This window comes from Streptomyces sp. NPDC020681 (genome assembly GCF_044334895.1).
In the GTDB taxonomy this organism is placed as follows: Bacteria; Actinomycetota; Actinomycetes; order Streptomycetales; family Streptomycetaceae; genus Streptomyces.
The window spans coordinates 1-17191 of record NZ_JBIRTX010000012.1 but is presented as its reverse complement, the minus strand read 5'-3'; the positions used below and the strand labels follow the sequence as shown (position 1 = coordinate 17191).

Genomic DNA, 17191 nt, shown 5'->3' with positions numbered 1-17191 from the left:
GCGGTAGCCGCACATCGATGCCAGCCTCCCTTTCGACACCCGCGCGCCCCTTCGGCTCACTCGCCAAGTGCGATCCGCTTACTTCGCGCGGTCGAAGTCGATCGCGCTGTATGCGCGCAGCTTCGACAGACGGTGCGTCGAGTCGATCTGGCGGATCGTGCCGGACTTCGACCGCATCACCAGGGACTGCGTCGTCGCCGTCTCCGCGCGGTACCGCACACCGCGCAGCAGCTCGCCGTCCGTGATGCCGGTCGCGACGAAGAACACGTTGTCGCCGCTGACCAGGTCGTCCATGAACAGCACCCGGTCCAGGTCGTGACCCGCGTCGATCGCCCGCTGCCGCTCCGCTTCGTCCTTCGGCCAGAGCTTGCCCTGGATCGTGCCGCCGAGGCACTTGATCGCACAGGCGGTGATGATGCCCTCGGGCGTACCGCCGACGCCCATCAGCATGTCCACGCCCGTGCCTTCGCGCACCGCCATGATCGCGCCGGCGACGTCGCCGTCGGAGATGAACTTGATCCGGGCGCCGGTCTCGCGGATCTCCTTGACCATGCCCTCGTGGCGAGGCCGGTCGAGGATGACGACGGTGACGTCCTCGGGCGCGGAGTTCTTCGCCTTGGCGACCCGGCGGATGTTGACCGAGGCCGGGGCGTTGATGTCGACGAAGTCGGCCGCCTCGGGGCCGGTGACCAGTTTGTCCATGTAGAAGACGGCGGACGGGTCGAACATCGTGCCGCGGTCGGCGGCGGCGAGCACCGCGATGGCGTTCGGCATGCCCTTGGCGGTGAGCGTGGTGCCGTCGATCGGGTCGACGGCGATGTCGCACTCGGCGCCGGTGCCGTCGCCGATGCGCTCGCCGTTGTACAGCATGGGCGCTTCGTCCTTCTCGCCCTCGCCGATGACGACGATGCCGTTCATCGAGACGGTGGAGACGAGGGTGCGCATGGCCTTGACGGCCGCGCCGTCCGCGCCGTTCTTGTCGCCGCGGCCGACCCAGCGGCCGGCCGCCATCGCGGCGGCCTCGGTGACCCTGACGAGCTCCAGGGCGAGGTTGCGGTCGGGAGCTTCGGGAGAGACCTCGAGCTGGGACGGCAAGTTGTTGTGCTCGGTCATCGGAGCGCACCTTTCTGTACGACGACGGCCGGAAAAGAGGGTGCTGCGACTCTATCGGTACGTCGACAAATTGAGCAGAGGGGGCCACGTTTGAGCACGCACCCGTAATGCGAACATGGGGGCGTGGCAGGTATGCGAGGCAGACAGACGGTGCGGGACATGGTGCTGTCGATGGCGGTGATCGGCGCCGTCGTCGCAGTGATCTACATGTTCATTCCGCACAACGAGAAGGCGGACCCGGTCAAGGCGGTCGACTACCGGGTCGAGTTGCTGACGGCACGACGGGCCGCGCCGTATCCGGTGGCAGCCCCCGAGGGCCTGGCGAAGGAGTGGAAGCCGACGTCGGTCTCGTACCACCGCGGCGAGCAGAACGCCTGGCACCTCGGGTTCCTCGACCCGGACGGCGAGTACGTCGCGATCGAGCAGTCGACCGAGCCCGCGGCGAAGTACATCCCGAAGGTCAGCCAGCAGGCGGCGAAGACGGCGCAGACGCAGCAGGTGAACGGCGAGACCTGGCAGCGCTGGGAGGGTGCGAAGTACGACGCCCTGGTGCGCGTGGACAAGGGCTCGACGACGGTGGTGACCGGGACGGCGTCGCCGGAGCGGCTGGCTGAGATGGCGGCGGCGCTGCAGACGAAGAAGTCCTGACATACGAGTCGCTGCGTACGAGTCCTCACATACGAGTCCTGACGTACGAGAAAGGCCGCCGCACCCTCGGCAGGGTGCGGCGGCCTTCTTACGTCCCGTACGTCAGACGGTGGTCACGACGTCGTCGTACGCGAGGCGCGGCGAACGGGGGAACCACGCGTCGTCGCCCGGCTTGCCGATGTTGACGATCATCAGCGGCGTGTGGTCGCCGTCGAGGAACTCCTTCTGGACGCCCGCGAAGTCGAAGCCGGTCATCGGTCCGGCGGCCAGACCCGCGGCGCGGACGCCGACGATGAAGTACGCGGCCTGCAGTGCGGCGTTGAAGCCGGCGGCCTGCTCGCGGACCGGGCGCTCGGCGAAGAACGCGTCCTTGGCCTGCGGGAAGGCCGGGAAGAGCTCCGGGAGCTCCTCGTGGAACTCGTTGTCGGCGGCGAGGATCGCGACCAGCGGCGCGGTGGCGGTCTTGGGCCGGTTGCCCTCCGCCATGTGCGTCACCAGGCGCTCGCGGGCCTCCTCGGAGCGGACGAGGACCAGCCGCAGCGGGCTCTGGTTGAAGGCGGTCGGGCCGTACTTGACGAGGTCGTAAATCGCCTGGACCTGCTCCTCGGTCACCGGCTCGTCGGCGAACGTGTTGGCGGTGCGGGCCTCACGGAAAAGGAGGTCCTGGGCGGCGGAGTCAAGGACGAGAGTCATGCGGGCGTACCTTCCGGGGGGTGCGGCTGGTGGTTACGCACGGGGTAACCACGCCCGGGTACGTTAAATTTCAACTACATGCCGATCGTGACCTGACTCACATTCAAAGGGTCTCTGACCTGCTCAGTCTTCGGCCGGCCCGGCGGCCGTGGCCGGGTCGGTCTCGTCGTCCGGGCCCGCCAGAGCCGCGTCCAGGCGAGCTCGGGCGCCCTCCAGCCAGTGGCGGCAGACCTTGGCCAGCTCCTCGCCGCGCTCCCACAGGGCCAGCGACTCCTCGAGCGTGGTGCCGCCGGCCTCCAGGCGGCGTACGACCTCGATCAGCTCGTCCCGGGCCTGCTCGTAGCCGAGCGCCGTCTCTTCCGTCTTGGCAGCCATGCGATCCACCCTATGCGTGAGGTACGACAACGAGGCTCACCGCTCGCGAGCGGCGGAAGCGCTCAAGGCCGCGGCGGCGGGCGTCGTGCTCAGTCCGCGACCCGCACCTCGAACTCGCCCTCCGAGACGCGCGCCCGCAGCTCCTCGCCCGCCGACACGTCCTCCGGAGACCGGACGACCGCGCCGTCCGCCCGCTGCAGCACCGCGTAACCCCGCTCCAGCGTGGCCGCCGGCGACAGCGAGACCACCCGCGCGCGGGTGTGCGCGAGCTCCGAGTCCGCGCGGTCCAGCAGATGGCCCAGCACCCGCCGGCTGCGCGCGATCAGCGCCTCGACCTCCGCCTCGCGCTCGTCCACCATCCGGTGCGGCTGCTCCATCGCCGGCCGCGCCAGCGCATGCGCCAGGCCGCGCTCCTCCCGGTCGAGCATCGCCCGGACCGAGCGCAGCGAGCGGTCCCTGAGCTGACGTACGCGGTCCAGCTCCTCGCCGACGTCCGGCACGACCTTCTTCGCCGCGTCCGTCGGCGTCGACGCGCGCAGGTCGGCGACCAGGTCCAGCAGCGGCGAGTCCGGCTCGTGCCCGATCGCGGACACCACCGGCGTACGGCACTCGGCGACCGCGCGCACCAGCTGCTCGTCCGAGAACGGCAGCAGATCCTCCACGCTGCCGCCGCCGCGCGCCACGATGATCACGTCCACATGCGCGTGCTCGTCCAGATCCTTGACGGCCTGGACGACCTGCGCGACGGCGTGCACGCCCTGCACGGCCACATTGCGCACCTCGAACTGGACCGCGGGCCAGCGTCGGCGCGCGTTCTCCAGCACATCGCGCTCGGCCGCCGACGCCCGGCCGCACACCAGCCCCACCCGGTGCGGCAGAAACGGCAGCGGCTTCTTGCGCTCGAGCGCGAACAGCCCCTCCGCGCCCAGCGTCCGCTTCAACTGCTCCAGCCGGGCCAGCAGTTCACCGATACCGACCGGCCTTATCTCCACGGCCCGCAACGACAACTGCCCACGCGGCGCGTACCACTCGGGCTTGGCGTGCACGACGACCCGCGCGCCCTCCGCCACCACCTCGGCGACGGCGTCGAAGACCTGCCGGAAGCAGGTGACGCTCACGGAGATGTCGTACGAGGGATCGCGCAGGGTCATGAAGACCACCCCGGCCCCCGGACGCCGCGACAGCTGGGTGATCTGCCCCTCCACCCACACGGCCCCGAGCCGGTCGATCCACCCCCCGATGAGCCGCGACACCTCGCCGACGGGGAGGGGGGCTTCGGCGGACGTGTTGAGAGCCATACGGGCGAGAGTATCGGCCGCCTCCGACAATCCACCGCGCCGACGCCGCGGCCTCGGGGGTACGCCGGGGCTCCGCCGCGGCCGGGACCGCTACTACGGCGCCGGCCGCCCCCACTGCACCGCCAGCACGATCAACCCCACGCCCAGCCACATCACGCCCACCACCTGTGCCGAGCCCGCAGCCGCCCCGATCACGGCGATCGTCACCACCCCGCCCAGCAACGGCACCACCAGGTGCCGCAGCCAGTCCGGCGGGCCCTCCATCCTGCGGACCACGAACCAGCCGATCACGCTCGCGTGCAGCAGCGTGAACGCCGTCAGCGCGCCGATGTCGACCACCGACACCAGGTGGTCCAGGCCGTCGTCCCGGCGCGCCGCCCACACCGCCGCCACCATCGTCACCGCCGCCGCCAGCAGCAGCGCGACCCGCGGGACGCCCGAGTCCGTACGGGACAGGCCGTGCGGCAGCCGCCGGTCACGGGCCATCGCGAACAGCAGGCGGCCCGCCGCCGCCTGGCCGGCCAGCGCTGCGAACGCCGCGCCGATCGCCTTGCTCACCGCGACCAGATCGTGCAGCCAGGTGCCGACGGAGGCGTCCACCGCGTCATAGAAGGCCGAGCCCTGTCGTGCGGGATCGTCGGCGAGCTGCGCCGACGAGAGCGGCTCCAGCAGCGCCACAAGATAGGTCTGCGCCACGAACAGCACGCCCGCCAGCGCCAGACAGAGCAGCACCGCCCGCGCGACCTTCCGCGAACCCCCCGTCGCCTCCTCCGCGAACGAGGCGATCGCGTCGAAGCCGAGATACGACAGCACCGCCACCGAAACCGCACTGAGCACCGCCGTCATCGAAAAGCTTCCGTCGCCGGTGAGCGGCGACAGCCAGCCGCGCTCCGCCCCGTCCCGTACGAGCACGACCACCGCCGACACCAGGAAGATCAGCAGCACCACGATCTCCATCGCGAGCACCGCGAAGCCGACCCGGGCCGCCGCCCGTACGCCCCACAGATTCAGCAACGTGGTCACCACGACCGCGATCCCGGTCCACACCCACCGGTCGACCTCGGGGACCAGCGCTTCCATCGCGATCCCGGAGAAGAGATAGGCCACGGCCGGGATCAGCAGATAGTCGAGCATCGCCATCCACCCGGCGATGAATCCGGGCCCGTCGCCGAGCCCCTTGCGCGCGTACGTGAAGACCGAGCCGGCCTGCGGCGCGACCCGCACCATCTGCGCGTAGCTGAATGCGGTGAATGCCATGGCGACGGTGGCCACGACATAGACGAGTGCGACGGCCCCGTGCGACTTGGCGTCGAGCGTGCCGAAGATCCCGACCGGTGCCATCGGCGCGATGAACAGGAGCCCGTAGACGACCAGATCGCGGAAGCCGAGCGTGCGTCGCAGCCCACCCTTGCCGGTGTCCTGCTCCGACGCTGCCGCCGCGGCCATCGCGCCCTCCGTCCGTCCCCTGCCGGCATCAGTCTTGCCCGCGCCGGTGATCTCCCGCCTCTTCTGGGCCGCCTTACGAGCCTTACGATGGGGGGCATGACTGCTACGCCTCCCGCCCGACGCGTCCTCCTCGCCGCTCCCCGTGGCTACTGCGCGGGCGTGGACCGTGCCGTGATCGCCGTTGAGAAGGCCCTGGAGCAGTACGGGTCTCCGATCTATGTCCGCCACGAGATCGTCCACAACAAGTACGTCGTGCAGACCCTGGAGAGGAAGGGTGCGATCTTCGTCGACGAGACGGCGGAGGTGCCCGAGGGCTCCATCGTCATGTTCTCCGCGCACGGCGTCGCGCCGACCGTTCACGAGGAGGCGGCGGAGCGCAGGCTCGCGACCATCGACGCGACCTGCCCGCTGGTCACCAAGGTCCACAAGGAAGCCGTCCGGTTCGCCAACGAGGACTACGACATCCTGCTGATCGGCCACGAGGGCCACGAGGAGGTCATCGGCACCTCCGGCGAGGCACCCGACCACATCACGCTGGTCGACGGCCCGGACGATGTGGCCAACGTCGAGGTGCGCGACGAGTCGAAGGTCGTCTGGCTCTCGCAGACCACGCTCTCCGTCGACGAGACGATGGAGACGGTGGACAAGCTGAAGGAGAAGTTCCCGCAGCTGATCTCGCCGCCGAGCGACGACATCTGCTACGCCACGCAGAACCGCCAGATCGCGGTGAAGAAGCTGGCGGAGGACGCCGAGCTGGTCATCGTCGTCGGCTCCAAGAACTCCTCGAACTCGATCCGCATGGTCGAGGTCGCCCTGGACGCGGGTGCGCCCGTCGCGCACCTGGTGGACTTCGCCGACGAGATCGACGAGGCCTGGCTGGAGGGCGTGACCACCGTCGGCCTCACCTCCGGGGCCTCCGTCCCGGACGTCCTGGTGGACGGCGTCCTGGAGTGGCTGGCCGAGCGCGGCTACGCGGACGTGGAGACCGTGAAGACGGCCGAGGAGTCGATCACCTTCTCGCTGCCGAAGGAGCTCCGCAGGGACCTGCGCGCGGAGGCGGCGCGGCTGTCGGGCGAAGCCTCCTGAGAGCGACCGCTTCGGCCGCCGGGGAGTGACTGTCGGACGCTGCCCGTAACGTTGAGTCCATGAACGTGTTCGGAGTGGACATCGGCGGATCCGGCATCAAGGGCGCACCTGTGGACCTTGAGCGCGGCGACCTGGCGCAGGAGCGCCACAAAGTTCTGACACCGCATCCGGCGACGCCGGACGCGGTGGCCGACGGGGTGGCGGAGGTGGTGCGTCACTTCGAGTGGACGGGCCCGGTCGGCATCACCTTCCCGGGCGTGGTGACGAGCGGCGTCACCCGCACTGCGGCCAATGTCGACAAGGGCTGGGTCGACCTGGACGCGGCGAAGCTGCTGGCCGAGCGCCTCGGAAACGTGCCGGTCACCGTGCTGAACGACGCGGACGCCGCGGGCATCGCGGAGATCACCTTCGGCGCGGGCCGCGGCCGCAAGGGCACGGTGATGCTGCTGACCTTCGGTACGGGCATCGGCAGCGCGGTCTTCATCGACGGCCGCCTGGTGCCGAACACCGAGCTGGGCCACCTGGAGCTGCACGGCCACGAGGCCGAGAAGCACGCGTCGACGAAGGTCAAGGACGACGAGGAGCTGAGCTGGCACCACTGGGCGCACCGGGTGCAGAAGTATCTGGCGCATGTGGAGATGCTGTTCTCGCCGGAGCTGTTCATCATCGGCGGCGGCGTCAGCCGTAAGGCGGACAAGTTCGTGCCGCTGATCAAGGGAATCAGGGCGGAGATCGTCCCGGCGGAGCTGCAGAACAACGCGGGGATCGTGGGCGCGGCGATGGCGTCGGCCGGCCGGTAGTACGGAGCCGACGCCGGGGACGGTCGCTAGCGGCGGGCGGGCCCGCCGCCCGGGCGCGGACGGCGTCGGCGGTTCATCATCTGCACCTTCCGTACGCAGGTGATGAGCCCCGCGACGAGTGTGCCGCCGTACAGCCAGCCCGCGTTCACGGCGAGCGAGGTCACCACCGCCATCACCTGCCCGCCGATGCCGCCCGTGCCGCCGGAGATCGGCACGATCCCGACGGCGAACGCGATGGGCACGCTGATCGGCGCGGTGACCAGGTCCGCCTCCCGCACCCAGAGCGCGGTCAGCGCGCTGACAGGCAGGAACAGCACCCCGTACACCACGACGGACTCGTTGAACAGCAGCCAGCACAGGGAGCCGAGCGCCAGCATGGCGGCGGCGGAGAACAGTCCGCCGCCGAGGCCGGTCAGCCGCGGGCTGGGCAGTCTGCGCAGCGCGAGAACCACCGGCGGCACGGCCCGGGCGGGCGGCGCGGCCACCCGGTACACGGCGGCGCCGTCGGCGAGGGCGCCCTGCGGGGACAGGGGACGTTGGGGGGAAAGAGGGGCCTGCGGCCGCTGACGGCGCTGTGAGTGACCTGTCCTGTGCTGCTCCACTCGACCAACGTAGGTCGCAAGAGGGGAGGAGTCAGGCGCGGGACACGCCCTTTGGGTGACCTTGGCCAAGAGTTCGACTGACGGCCGCCGTCGCTGCCCGGCCCGGCCCGCCCGTAAACTGGGGGATCGGTCCGCCTCTGGGCCGGGCGCCCAACGCCAGTCCTCACTTCAGGAAGTCGCCAACGTGTCGCTCACGATCGGAATCGTCGGCCTGCCGAATGTCGGCAAGTCGACGTTGTTCAATGCCCTGACCAAGAACGACGTGCTGGCGGCCAACTACCCGTTCGCCACCATTGAGCCGAACGTGGGTGTGGTCGGCGTGCCCGACCCCCGACTGGCCAAGCTGGCGGAGGTCTTCGGCTCGCAGCGCATCCTCCCGGCGACGGTGGACTTCGTCGACATCGCCGGCATCGTGCGCGGCGCGAGCGAGGGCGAGGGCCTGGGCAACAAGTTCCTCGCGAACATCCGGGAGTCGGACGCGATCTGCCAGGTCATCCGGGCCTTCAAGGACGAGAACGTCGTGCATGTCGACGGCAAGGTCTCGCCGAAGGACGACATCGAGACGATCAACACCGAGCTGATCCTCGCCGACCTCCAGACGATCGAGAAGGTCCTGCCGCGGCTCCAGAAGGAGTCGCGGATCAAGAAGGACATCGCGCCGAAGGTGGCGGCGGTCGAGGCGGCGCAGCAGATCCTCGAGGCGGGCGACACGCTGTTCGCGAACGGCATCGTCCAGGGCAGCGAGAAGGCGGAGCTGCTGCACGACCTGCACCTCCTCACCACCAAGCCGTTCCTGTACGTCTTCAACGTCGACGAGGACGAGCTGACGGACGACACCTTCAAGGCCGAGCAGCGCGCGCTGGTCGCACCGGCCGAGGCGATCTTCCTCAACGCCAAGCTGGAGCAGGACCTCGCCGAGCTGGACGACGACGAGGCGCTGGAACTGCTCCAGTCGTTCGGCCAGGAGGAGCCGGGCCTGGCGACTCTGGCCCATGTCGGCTTCCGGACCCTGGGCCTCCAGACCTATCTGACGGCGGGCCCGAAGGAGTCCCGCGCCTGGACGATCAAGAAGGGCGCGACGGCTCCGGAGGCGGCAGGTGTGATCCACACCGACTTCCAGAAGGGCTTCATCAAGGCGGAGGTCATCTCCTTCGCGGACCTGGTCGAGACGGGCTCGGTGGCTGAGGCCCGCGCGAAGGGCAAGGCGCGCATGGAGGGCAAGGAGTACGTGATGCAGGACGGGGACGTGGTGGAGTTCCGCTTCAACGTGTGAGCGGGTGACTTAACACCACGTCGGCGGTCTGGTAAACGTGCAGGTCAGATGGGGCCCGACTCTTCGGAGTCGGGCCCTTGGTTGTGCCCGGAGGCGACCCAGGTGCACTCGATGCACCAGGGCGCTCGAGGTGAAGTAAGATTCAATCTACGTAAGAATCTATCTACGTTAATCGCCGCTGGGGGTGCGTCGTGGAGTTCCAAGGTCGGGTCGGAGATCTTGAACTGCTGGCCGAGCAGTACCGGACAGTGGCAGAGGGGGCTGGAGCCACTCGGGGGCGGGCTGTGATCATGACGGGCCGGCGCCGAGTGGGGAAGTCGCGACTGGTCCAGGAGTTCTGCGACCGCTCGGGAGCGCCGTACGTGGTGTTCCAGGCCACCCGCGGGCGCAACCCTGTGACGGAGCGCGCCGACTTTGCCGCGAGTCTCGCGCAGTCGCCACTGCCGGGGGCGGAGCTGGTCGCCGGCCTCCAGGCGCAGGACTGGAACCAGGCCCTGCGCTCGCTGGCGCTCGCAGTACCCGATGACTCACCCAGCATCGCGGTGCTTGACGAGGTGCCCTGGCTGGTCGAGCAGGATCAGGAATTCGAGGGCGCGCTCCAAACTGTCTGGGACCGTCACCTGTCTTCCAAGCCCGTGCTCCTGCTGCTGGTTGGCAGCGACACATCGGTGATGGAGGCACTGCAGTCGTACGGGCGCCCGTTCTTCGGCCGGGCGGCGACAATGACCGTCCGCCCACTGAACCTGGCCGACGTGCAGGCCATGACCGAGCTCGACGCCGCAGGGGCCGTCGACGCCCAGTTGATCACTGGAGGATTCCCCGAGATCGTGCAGTCATGGCGGCCGGGAATGGGACGTACGGCCTTCTTGCAGGCTTCGGTCGCCAATCCTCTCTCGCCGCTGCTGGTGGCCGGCGAGCTGTCCCTGCTGGGCGAATTCCCCGAGGCTTCGCACTCACGGGCCGTACTGGAAGCGGTAGGCAGCGGTGAGCGCACGTTCAGCGCGATCGCAGCCCGGGCCGGCGGCGCCAGCGCGCTGCCGTCCGGCACGCTCTCCCCGCTGCTGGCCATGCTGCAGGCCAAGCGAGTCCTGGCCGCTGATCTCCCCTTGTCCGTCAAGCCGGACAGCAAGAACAAGCGGTACCGGATCGCCGACCCGTATCTGCGGTTCTGGCTGGCCTTCCTGGCACGCGCGATCCCACTCATCGAGCGTGGCCGCGGCGACTTGGCACTGGAACGCATCGAGCGGTCATGGACCACTTGGCGCGGGCGAGCGGTCGAGCCACTGATCCGCGAGTCCCTGCTGCGTCTGATTCCCAATGGCGAGTGGCCCGAGACCGAGGCCATCGGCGGTTGGTGGAACCGTCAGAACAACCCCGAGATCGACCTCATCGGTGGAGACCGCGAGCCGGTGGCCCGGCAGGTGCACTTCGTCGGGTCGGTCAAGTGGCTGGAGACCCAGCCCTTCGGCCGTCATGAATACGACGCCTTGGTACGCGACATGCTCGCTGTCCCCGGTACCGCCCCGGACACTCCGCTGGTCGCGGTCTCCCGCTGCGGGGTGGCCGATGATCTGCCGCTGACCGCGCACTGGGGACCGGAGGACCTCGTACGGGCGTGGCAGCCCCGATAGCCGCGGAGCTTTCGGTCGCTCCGACTCGCACCTTGCGAGAGCCGCCGTCCGGGCGTCCTGGTCGCAGACCGGGCCGGATCAGTCCGTTATGCCCGAGTTTCGGTGCCGGGGGTAGGTTGGAGGCTAAGTCCCCTCAGGGAGGCTGATTCGATGCCGTGGTTCGTATGGCTGCTCGCCGCCGCGGCGCTTGGTGTCGCGGAGTTTTTCACCCTGACGCTGGTTTTCGGGTTGCTGGCGGGCGCCGCATTGGTTGCCGCTGTAGTCGCTGGTGTGGGCATCGGCCTTCTCGGCCAGCTCGTGGCGTTCGCAGTGGCAGCGGCAGCGGGCCTCGTCATCGTCCGTCCTGTCGCGCTCCGGCATATGGCACAGGCACCCCTCATACGTGAGGGCAGCGATGCGCTGATCGGCAAGCGGGCCGAGGTCCTGCAGGAGGTCACCGCGACCCACGGCCTGATCAAAGTATCCGGCGAAGAATGGTCCGCCCGTGCCTTCGACGAAAGCCATGTGATCCCGGTGGGAACGCTGGTGGATGTCATGGAGATCGAAGGCGTGACAGCTGTCGTCTACCCCCGCGAACTCCTTCCATGAACGGCTGAACACATCCCAACGGAGGAATTGTGGATCCGGTTGTCATCCCGATTCTTGTGGCGGCGATTGTTGTTGTCTTCCTCGTGGCCTCCACGGTGCGCATCGTCCCGCAGGCGCGCCGCTACAACATCGAGCGGTTCGGCCGATATCGGCGGACGCTGCAACCCGGCCTGAACTTCGTCCTGCCGGTGGCGGACCGCGTCAACACCAAACTCGACGTGCGCGAGCAGGTGTATTCGTCCGACCCCAAGCCGGTGATCACCGAGGACAACCTCGTGGTGAACATCGACACGGTGCTCTACTACCAGATCACCGACCCGCGGGCGGCGGCCTACGAGGTCGCTGATTACCTGCACGCGATCGATCAGCTCACCGTGACCACGCTGCGGAACGTCATCGGCAGCATGGACCTGGAGCAGACGCTCACCTCACGTGAGGAGATCAACACCCGGCTCCGCACCGTCCTCGACGACGCCACCGGCAAGTGGGGAATCCGGGTCAACCGGGTCGAGATCAAGGCCATCGATCCACCGCACACCATCAAAGAGGCGATGGAGAAGCAGATGCGGGCCGAGCGTGACAAGCGCGCGGCCATCCTGCACGCCGAAGGTGAGCGGCAGGCCAAGATCCTTACCGCGGAGGGCACGAAGCAGAAGGACATCCTGGAAGCACAGGGCACGCAACAAGCCATGATCCTGCGGGCGGACGGCGAGGCAAGGGCGGTGGAGCGCGTCTTCCAGGCCGTCCATCGCAACAATGCCGACCCGAAGATCCTGGCCTACAAGTACCTCGAGACGCTCCCGCACTTGGCGAAGAGCGACAACAACACGTTCTGGGTGATCCCGGGGGAGCTGACCGAGGCAGTCCGCGCCGTCACCAGCGCATTCGGCGATCGGTCGGCGATGGGTCTTCCCGGATCCGCGCAACCGGAGGAAGCAACCACTACCGATGCCGACGGTGCGTCGGACGAAGGCGGGGCTCCGGAGCTCGAGGCAGGCTCGTCGCTTTCGCTCGACGCTGCCGCGGCCGCTGATGAGGTCGCAAAGCAGGCCGCCGCCGTAGTGAGCGACGCGAAGGCCGAGGCCGAGGCCGCGAGGGCGCCGCAGGTGCCGGGCCGGGGGCAGACGTCCGGCGATTGAGCGCCGACGGCGAGGGCCCCGGGAGGCGTTGCGACAAGTTCGACGGGCCCGCCGTGGCCCGATCCGCACGACTGGGCATGTTCTTACCGGGATGTGACCGAAGGTGCCACCGTGAGATCTCGCCCACTGAGCTGCCCTAGGCTGACACCCAGTTGACGGTCGGCAAGGAGAGAGACGAATGGCGGGCGCACGCGAACTGCCGCCGGACGAGGTCCTGGTCCAGCGGTTGCGTGAGGGTGACGAGGAGACGTTCGCCCTGGTGCTGGACACCTGGTCGGGTGGCATGCTCCGGCTGGCCATGTCGTTCGTGTCGACCACGGCATCCGCGGAGGAGGCCGTCCAGGACACATGGCTGGCGGTCATCAGGGGGATCAGCGACTTCGAAGGTCGTTCATCCCTGAAGACCTGGGTGTACCGGATTCTGGTCCACACGGCCAAGGCGCGCGGCGTAAAGGAGAGCAGGACCGTTCCCTTCGCGAGCCTGCTGCCGGAGGAGGAAGGGCCGACGGTGGACGCCTCACGATTCCGCGCCCCCGGCGAGTGGTACGCCGGGCACTGGGCCGTCGGGCAGGAACCGCGGCACTGGCACATTCCCGAGGACCATGTGCTGCGCGGCGAAGTCCGCGAGAGGATAGTGGAGGCGCTCGACGAACTCCCGCCCCGCCTCCGCACGGTGATCACACTTCGCGATGTCGCAGGGTACGGCTCGGAGGAAGTGTGCTCCTTGCTGGAGATCTCGCCCGGCAACCAGCGCGTCCTCCTCCATCGGGCCAGGGCCTTTGTGCGCCGTAAGCTGGAGGGCTACTTGTCCGGTGCTCAAGACGTCGCGGCGGGAGGGGACGAGCGTGGACTGCGTTGACTTCGTAGAGCTGGTGACCGATTTCCTCGAGGGCGCACTGCCCGAGGGCGACGAGCAGCGCTTCATCGAGCACCTGGCGGAATGTTCCGGGTGCGAGCGCTACCTCGATCAATTCCGCCAGACGATCGCCGCCACGGGTGAGCTGACTCCGGGCAGCATCTCACCTGTCGCCAGGCAGCAGTTGCTCACCGCTTTCCGGGACTGGCGGCGGCAGTGATCCTCCGTACCCGGTAGGACCTGGGGCCAACTCCCCACGCACATGGGGTTCCTGCCGGGCCGCCATCCGGCCTCCCCGGCCCGGGCCGGTCCGGCATCGGGCCGATCGGTGTGCTCCGCACCGTCTCCGGACGTTCCTGGCCCTCGCCGGCGCCTTTCCCTCCACGGGACTTGTAACGCTCGGCAGGGGTGCCCGCACTGAACGTGTGACAGCGGGCGCTGGAGCCCCCAGATCTCGCATGGCCTTCGCCCTCGTCCCCCTGGGCGGAGGCCATGCGACTACCGGAGACGTCCATGACTCTGCTCAGAAGACTCTTGTTCGGCATCATCGCCGGACTGCCCGCAGGCGCGATCGTCGCCGTCGTGACGGATCCGTCGTGGATGCCATGGGCCGCGCACACGGTGGTGCTCGGAGCCGTCCTGGGCCTCCTCTTCGGCGATCACAGGCAGAGCAACGGCTCGGCCTTCTCCGTCGGTCTGCTCATCGGCCTCCTCGACTGGGTGACGTGGACACTCACCATCGCCCCCGCGCTGGAGGGAGAGAAGCCGTCATGGACGATCGCGGTGGCCGTGTCGCGCTTCCCCGAGCTCGTCGGCGCCGCTCTGTTCGGCGCGACAGCCGGGCTCACCTTCCACGCTCTTTCGGTCTGGCGCCCGCCTCGGCCGGCGCCTCAGCGGGCCAAACCCCATGTGGTGATCGTCGGTGGTGGTTTCGGTGGGGTGGGGGCCGTGCGTGAGCTGGACCGGCGGGTCGCCCGCGGGCTCGACGCCCACGTGACGCTGATCAGCGACTCCAACTTCCTGCTGTTCACCCCGCTGTTGGTCGGCGTCGCCTCGAGCACGGTGGAGGCCAGACACGTGAGCGCCCCGGTGCGTGCTGGGCTCAACCATGCCTCCTTCCTGCACGGGCGGGTGGCCTCGATCGACCCGCGGACACGCAACGCGTACGTCTCAGCGGGCCGGGAGCGGATGCTCCGTGTGCCGTACGACCAGCTCGTCCTGGCGGTCGGCGCGGTGCCGCACTTCTTCGACCTGCCGGGAGTGGGCGAGCACGCCTTCCCGCTGAAGTCCGTCGAGGACGCCACCAGGCTGCGCAACCACGTGCTGGGCGCGCTGGAGCGGGCCGACCTCGAACCGGACCCGGTCGAGCAGGCCAGGCTGCTGACCTTCGTGGTGGCAGGCGGCGGATTCGCCGGGACGGAGCTGGTGGCCGAGCTGTTCGACCTCGTGCATGACGTCCTGCACTTCTATCCGCGGCTGCACGGGCTGCGGCCCCGATTTGTGATCGTGCACGCCGGGGAGCGGCTGCTGCCGGAGCTGTCCGCGATGCTCGGCCTCTATGCGCAGCGCAAACTCGGCGGACGCGGCATCGAGTTCCGCCTCGGCGCGCGGGTGGGCAAGGCCACCGCCGAGGACATCACGCTGGACTCCGGCGAGACCATCCCCACCCGCACGCTGGCCTGGACGGCGGGCAACCGGCCGAACCCGCTGGTGCAGCAGGTCATGCAGCCGCCGCTCACTGTGGAACCCACCCTGCAGGTCCCCGGCGCCCCCGGCCTGTGGGCGCTGGGCGACTGCGCGAGGATCCCGGATCCGTCGGGCGGGGTCTACCCGCCGACCGCGCAGCACGCGATCCGCGAAGGCAAGGCGGTGGCCAAGAACATCGCCGCGGTCCTCGGCGGACGCCGTCCCGTCCCGTTCCGCTTCGGCGGACTCGGCGTGCTGGTCTCGCTGGGGCACCGCACGGCGGCCGGCGAGATCGGCGGCCGACGGGTCTCCGGTCTGCTCGCCTGGGTCCTGTGGCGCTCGATCTATCTGAGCAAGCTGCCGAGTGCGGAGAAACGGCTGCGCGTGCTCGCCGACTGGACCCTCGACCTGGTCTTCCCCAGGGACATCGCCCTCTCGACCAAGGATGACCGTCATGCGTAACGCTGGATTCGGAGCCCTCGCCGGCCTCGCGGGAGGGCTGGTCTTCGGCACGGTGATGGTGGGGATCGGGTTCCTGCCCACCGTCGCGGCGATCGGCAGAACCGAGTCGACTGTCGTGGGCTTCGCCGTCCACCTGCTGATAGCGGCGACCATCGGGGCCATCTTCGGGGCACTCATGGCGCGCCAGCACGAGCTGCTGTTCTGGGGACTCGCGTACGGCGTGCTGTGGTGGTTCCTCGGGCCGTTGACGCTGCTGCCGATCCTGCTCGGCGACCCTGTGGCGTGGGACGTGGCGACGGCGAGGGAACTGATCCCCAGTCTGCTCGGCCACCTGGCCTACGGAGCGGCCACGGCCGCCGTCCTCGCCCTGCTGTCGCGCAGGGAGCGGCAGTTCAAGCCCGGTCTGCTGGTGCGCGCGTCGATCGCCGGGCTGCTTGTCGCCCCGGTACTGGGCCTCGGCCGGAACGGGCTCATCGTCGGTGCGCTGGTCGGCGCCTCCCACGCGGTGATCTTCGGCGACGCCCGCGAGGGCACCGGCCCCGCCCTGATCCGCGGCACGGCCTTCGGCTTCGTGTGGTGGGTGCTGGCGGCGGTGACGATCTCGCCGCTCCTTGACGGCCGCGGCCTGGCGTGGACGCCGGCCGCGGTGCGTACCGCCGTGGCCGAGCTGCCCGGCTATGTGTTGCTCGGTGCCGGTGCGGCCCTGCTGATCTGCTGGCTGAACGGTCTGACGCGGGCGGTGTTCTCCGATGATGTACGGCACGCCCTGGAGGGACGCCTCGCCGGTGGACGGGTGATCTCGATCTGGCACGGCGTCATCGCCGGGCTGGCCGGAGGCGTGATCTTCACCGCTGTCATGGTCGCCGTGGGATTCCTGCCGAACGTCGCGTCCCTGGTCGGCTCGGACTCCGCGGTCGTGGGCCTCGTCCTCCACCTGCTGATCTCCCAGGTCGTGGGCGTCACCTACGCGGTCTTCTTCCGCCGTCGCAGCTTCGACCCGGCCTCGGGGATCGGCTGGGGTGTGTCCTACGGCTTCCTCTGGTGGGTCCTCGGCAACTTGACGCTGCTTCCCGCGCTGCTCGGCGTGGCACCGCAGTGGAGTGCGGCCGCGCTGGCCGTGTCCTTCCCCTCCCTCGTCGGCCACCTCGCCTATGGCGCTGTGCTCGGCCTGGTGTACCAGCGGCTGGAGGAGCGGATCGGCCCGTGGCACCTGACCCGTAGCGAGGCGACCGCGGTCCGGGCGGCGGCGCGTCACGAACAGGCGTTGAGCGCGGCCCCGGCTCTGTGGAGTCTGATCACCTGTGTGGCCCTGCTCCTTCCCATCCTGGTGGCCTAGGGCCTGACCCCAGCCGGGTGGACAGGATCGGAAAAGCCGTGGGGGGGGGGGGGGGGGGGCCGCCGCCCCCCCCCCCGCGGGGGGGGGGGGGGGCGGCCCCGGGGGGGGGGCGGGCGGGGGGGCGCGCCGGCGGCGCGGCCCCCCCCCCCCCCCCGCAAC

The 17191-nt window shown here is 69.5% G+C and carries 17 protein-coding genes; 11 read left to right on the top strand and 6 right to left on the bottom strand.

Features of this window, described 5'->3' with window-relative positions:
* Positions 1-78: 78 nt before the first annotated feature.
* A complete protein-coding gene (glpX, locus tag ACH4YL_RS25840; RefSeq protein WP_398509811.1) occupies positions 79-1113 on the bottom strand; it encodes a class II fructose-bisphosphatase in 1035 nt (344 codons plus the stop codon).
* 132 nt (positions 1114-1245) lie between these two features.
* Between glpX and ACH4YL_RS25835 the strand changes: the two genes are divergently transcribed.
* Positions 1246-1761, top strand: a complete 516-nt coding sequence (locus tag ACH4YL_RS25835; protein WP_398510006.1) for a DUF4245 domain-containing protein — start codon at positions 1246-1248, stop codon at positions 1759-1761.
* Positions 1762-1863: 102 nt separating this feature from the next.
* Here the strand turns inward: ACH4YL_RS25835 and ACH4YL_RS25830 are convergent, their stop codons facing one another.
* The 4 genes from ACH4YL_RS25830 to ACH4YL_RS25815 all read right to left on the bottom strand — a co-directional run bounded on the left by ACH4YL_RS25830 (position 1864) and on the right by ACH4YL_RS25815 (position 5573).
* Complete coding sequence (locus tag ACH4YL_RS25830) at positions 1864-2454, bottom strand: malonic semialdehyde reductase (protein ID WP_398509810.1); 591 nt, start codon at positions 2452-2454, stop codon at positions 1864-1866.
* 123 nt (positions 2455-2577) lie between these two features.
* Entirely contained in the window at positions 2578-2829 is a 252-nt protein-coding gene (locus ACH4YL_RS25825; RefSeq protein ID WP_398509809.1) for an exodeoxyribonuclease VII small subunit, read from the bottom strand.
* Between the two features lie 89 nt (positions 2830-2918).
* Positions 2919-4127 carry an exodeoxyribonuclease VII large subunit gene (xseA, locus tag ACH4YL_RS25820; protein WP_398509808.1) on the bottom strand — a complete coding sequence of 403 codons (1209 nt, stop codon included), beginning with the start codon at positions 4125-4127 and terminating at the stop codon, positions 2919-2921.
* A 93-nt stretch (positions 4128-4220) separates the two neighbouring features.
* Entirely contained in the window at positions 4221-5573 is a 1353-nt protein-coding gene (locus ACH4YL_RS25815; RefSeq protein ID WP_398509807.1) for an APC family permease, read from the bottom strand.
* Positions 5574-5660: 87 nt separating this feature from the next.
* Between ACH4YL_RS25815 and ACH4YL_RS25810 the strand changes: the two genes are divergently transcribed.
* Together ACH4YL_RS25810 and ppgK are read left to right on the top strand one after the other, a co-directional pair.
* Entirely contained in the window at positions 5661-6659 is a 999-nt protein-coding gene (locus ACH4YL_RS25810; protein ID WP_398509806.1) for a 4-hydroxy-3-methylbut-2-enyl diphosphate reductase, read from the top strand.
* Positions 6660-6718: 59 nt separating this feature from the next.
* On the top strand, positions 6719-7459 hold the full coding sequence (ppgK, locus tag ACH4YL_RS25805) for a polyphosphate--glucose phosphotransferase (RefSeq protein ID WP_398509805.1): 741 nt from the start codon (positions 6719-6721) through the stop codon (positions 7457-7459).
* A 26-nt stretch (positions 7460-7485) separates the two neighbouring features.
* On the opposite strand, the gene ACH4YL_RS25800 is transcribed toward ppgK, so the two are convergent.
* On the bottom strand, positions 7486-8061 hold the full coding sequence (locus ACH4YL_RS25800; RefSeq protein WP_398509804.1) for a DUF6542 domain-containing protein: 576 nt from the start codon (positions 8059-8061) through the stop codon (positions 7486-7488).
* 184 nt (positions 8062-8245) lie between these two features.
* Here ACH4YL_RS25800 and ychF point away from each other — a divergent pair, with 184 nt between their 5' ends.
* From ychF to ACH4YL_RS25760, 8 genes are all read left to right on the top strand, one after another.
* Positions 8246-9334, top strand: a complete 1089-nt coding sequence (gene ychF, locus ACH4YL_RS25795; protein WP_398509803.1) for a redox-regulated ATPase YchF — start codon at positions 8246-8248, stop codon at positions 9332-9334.
* Positions 9335-9525: 191 nt separating this feature from the next.
* Positions 9526-10965, top strand: a complete 1440-nt coding sequence (locus ACH4YL_RS25790) for an ATP-binding protein (RefSeq protein ID WP_398509802.1) — start codon at positions 9526-9528, stop codon at positions 10963-10965.
* Between the two features lie 150 nt (positions 10966-11115).
* Complete coding sequence (locus ACH4YL_RS25785) at positions 11116-11553, top strand: NfeD family protein (RefSeq protein WP_398509801.1); 438 nt, start codon at positions 11116-11118, stop codon at positions 11551-11553.
* A 29-nt stretch (positions 11554-11582) separates the two neighbouring features.
* Positions 11583-12692: an SPFH domain-containing protein gene (locus ACH4YL_RS25780; RefSeq protein WP_398509800.1), complete on the top strand. Its 1110-nt coding sequence runs from the start codon at positions 11583-11585 to the stop codon at positions 12690-12692.
* A gap of 178 nt (positions 12693-12870) precedes the next feature.
* Entirely contained in the window at positions 12871-13551 is a 681-nt protein-coding gene (locus ACH4YL_RS25775; protein ID WP_398509799.1) for an RNA polymerase sigma factor, read from the top strand.
* On the top strand, positions 13538-13768 hold the full coding sequence (locus ACH4YL_RS25770) for an anti-sigma factor family protein (RefSeq protein WP_398509798.1): 231 nt from the start codon (positions 13538-13540) through the stop codon (positions 13766-13768). The genes ACH4YL_RS25775 and ACH4YL_RS25770 overlap by 14 nt, the downstream gene beginning before the upstream one ends.
* A 293-nt stretch (positions 13769-14061) precedes the next feature.
* Entirely contained in the window at positions 14062-15696 is a 1635-nt protein-coding gene (locus ACH4YL_RS25765; RefSeq protein WP_398509797.1) for an NAD(P)/FAD-dependent oxidoreductase, read from the top strand.
* Positions 15689-17032, top strand: a complete 1344-nt coding sequence (locus ACH4YL_RS25760; protein ID WP_398509796.1) for a DUF6789 family protein — start codon at positions 15689-15691, stop codon at positions 17030-17032. The genes ACH4YL_RS25765 and ACH4YL_RS25760 overlap by 8 nt, the downstream gene beginning before the upstream one ends.
* Positions 17033-17191: the final 159 nt, after the last annotated feature.

Excerpts from the sequence above, each read along its gene's own strand:
- glpX (WP_398509811.1), bottom strand. The coding sequence starts at position 1,113 with ATGACCGAGCACAACAACTTGCCGTCCCAGCTCGAGGTCTCTCCCGAA.
- ACH4YL_RS25775 (WP_398509799.1), top strand. The coding sequence starts at position 12,871 with ATGGCGGGCGCACGCGAACTGCCGCCGGACGAGGTCCTGGTCCAGCGG.
- ppgK (WP_398509805.1), top strand. The coding sequence starts at position 6,719 with ATGAACGTGTTCGGAGTGGACATCGGCGGATCCGGCATCAAGGGCGCA.
- ACH4YL_RS25785 (WP_398509801.1), top strand. The coding sequence starts at position 11,116 with ATGCCGTGGTTCGTATGGCTGCTCGCCGCCGCGGCGCTTGGTGTCGCG.
- ACH4YL_RS25760 (WP_398509796.1), top strand. The coding sequence starts at position 15,689 with ATGCGTAACGCTGGATTCGGAGCCCTCGCCGGCCTCGCGGGAGGGCTG.
- ACH4YL_RS25830 (WP_398509810.1), bottom strand. The coding sequence starts at position 2,454 with ATGACTCTCGTCCTTGACTCCGCCGCCCAGGACCTCCTTTTCCGTGAG.
- ACH4YL_RS25765 (WP_398509797.1), top strand. The coding sequence starts at position 14,062 with ATGACTCTGCTCAGAAGACTCTTGTTCGGCATCATCGCCGGACTGCCC.
- ACH4YL_RS25825 (WP_398509809.1), bottom strand. The coding sequence starts at position 2,829 with ATGGCTGCCAAGACGGAAGAGACGGCGCTCGGCTACGAGCAGGCCCGG.
- ACH4YL_RS25835 (WP_398510006.1), top strand. The coding sequence starts at position 1,246 with ATGCGAGGCAGACAGACGGTGCGGGACATGGTGCTGTCGATGGCGGTG.
- xseA (WP_398509808.1), bottom strand. The coding sequence starts at position 4,127 with ATGGCTCTCAACACGTCCGCCGAAGCCCCCCTCCCCGTCGGCGAGGTG.
- ACH4YL_RS25815 (WP_398509807.1), bottom strand. The coding sequence starts at position 5,573 with ATGGCCGCGGCGGCAGCGTCGGAGCAGGACACCGGCAAGGGTGGGCTG.
- ACH4YL_RS25810 (WP_398509806.1), top strand. The coding sequence starts at position 5,661 with ATGGGGGGCATGACTGCTACGCCTCCCGCCCGACGCGTCCTCCTCGCC.